Source organism: Paenarthrobacter sp. AR 02 (assembly GCF_021538675.1).
GTDB lineage: Bacteria > Actinomycetota > Actinomycetes > Actinomycetales > Micrococcaceae > Arthrobacter.
Window position 1 is genome coordinate 1 of the sequence record NZ_JAJUKH010000019.1, and the last position, 1657, is coordinate 1657.

Annotated in this window: 1 protein-coding gene, 1 rRNA gene and 1 pseudogene; all 3 read left to right on the top strand. The window is 62.8% G+C overall.

Annotated features, from left to right (window positions below; translation table 11 throughout):
• The 3 genes and pseudogenes from rrf (at position 1) to LRQ04_RS20465 (ending at position 1328) form a co-directional block, all read left to right on the top strand.
• A 5S ribosomal RNA gene (rrf, locus tag LRQ04_RS20460) occupies positions 1 to 116 on the top strand.
• Positions 117 to 610: 494 nt separating this feature from the next.
• Positions 611 to 907: pseudogene (locus LRQ04_RS20830) on the top strand (GNAT family N-acetyltransferase); the annotation flags it as partial.
• A 157-nt stretch (positions 908 to 1064) separates the two neighbouring features.
• Positions 1065 to 1328, top strand: coding sequence for a hypothetical protein (locus LRQ04_RS20465; RefSeq protein WP_235522137.1), 264 nt, complete (start codon positions 1065 to 1067; stop codon positions 1326 to 1328).
• The last annotated feature ends 329 nt before the right edge of the window (positions 1329 to 1657 follow it).

The following is a 1657-nucleotide window of genomic DNA, read 5'->3' on the forward strand; positions in this document are numbered from 1 at the left end:
ACGGCGGTCATAGCGTGGGGGAAACGCCCGGTCCCATTCCGAACCCGGAAGCTAAGACCCACAGCGCCGATGGTACTGCACCCGGGAGGGTGTGGGAGAGTAGGACACCGCCGGACAACCATTAACAAGGGGGAGCCCCGACCACGACGGTCGGGGCTCCCCCCATTTAACAACCCGGTTCCCTAACTTGGTTTGGGCCTGGTTCACAGCAAGCCTCGGGCTCGTTTTATGGGTCAGCTTTAGAGCGCAAGAACACACGTTTGACTGGAGCGTTATGGAAGACGCGAAGTTCCCGTGTGGCTCTGAATCGGCTCTGCAGCACGCGATGGAACAGAATTTGGCTGAACATGCCAGCCACTTGCACCGAAACCTCATCGGAGCCTCCGTTACATGAACTGCCGATCTCTTGATCACCGATAGTGGTCTGGCCGACGACACCTTCAACATCGTCGCAGCAGCCCGATTCGCCCGGCACGCAGCGCAGACCCGTACCGCAGAGACGATCCGGGCCCTGGCCTCCACCGGCCGCCCTTTCTCCTGGCGGGTAGGCCCTGCCTTCGCTGATTATGCCGCTATCCTCGCCGCAAGCTGGAGCCCGCCAGCTGCCACAGTGAAGCGGTTCTTTGCCGAGGTCGCCGACTCTGCCCTCGGCGCAGATTGTCCCGCCCACTACTTGCTCGGTTACATAAACGGTCGGCCTGTCTGTTCGGCCGAAGTGTTTTTGCATTCGGGTGTCGCTGGAATTTACAACATCGCCACGCTCGCCCAGGATCGCCGGCGGGGCTACGGCGGCGCAATCACCGCGGCCGCACTCCATGCCGCACGGGAGGCCGGATACGAAACCGCGGTACTGCAGGCCTCTGAGGACGGAGAACCGGTGTACCGCCGTCTCGGATTCACGGCCTGTGGCCAATTCACGGAATACGCCATCTGCCCCTACAAAGTCCCAGCCACGTCACACATGTGGAGGCCTTTGAAGGCCAAGCTTCCCCAATGTCGCCCCGTGCCAGCGCGAAGGGAACACTGCTCCAGGATTGCTGGGTCCGTTGACGATGCCGACGGACGTGGCTGTACCGGATTGCGACGACTGTTACTGTTCGTTGAACCTTCTGCGGGATCAAGGCCCCCAGGCCCGGGAAGCGGCAGAGCGGGACATCGCCCGCAAGTTCGTCCACGCCTTCTCCCGGGATGACATCGGCTCCTTCCTCGAGCTCCTTACTGATCAGTGCTGGCTTTCCATGCCGCCGGCCAGCGAACGCTACGTCGGTCTTACCGCCGTCGGGAGTTTCCTTCGCGCGAGAGCGGAGGGGCGACCCGGCGGCAGTTAGGCGCTGACTGCACCCGCCGGCGAAGCCGGCCCGCGTTTGTCTGGCATCTGGAAGGTCGCGCCCGGGGGCTGCTGGTTATCGAACCGTAGGGGATGGCAGCCGGATCGCTTCGATCGTGCGCATCTTCGACGACGGCTTTCACCGGCACTTGGGGATGCCCGCCTATCCGGAATGAAGGAGCGTTGAGCCCGGCTCACGTGTTCATCTGGTTGGTGTTCGACGGCGGGTTGGTGGGGGTTTGGTGGGTGGTTGGGGTGGGGTGTTGGGGGTGGATTTGCGTTGGGGGTGTGGGGCGTGTATTGTTTTCTGAGTCGCCGGGTGCGAAACGG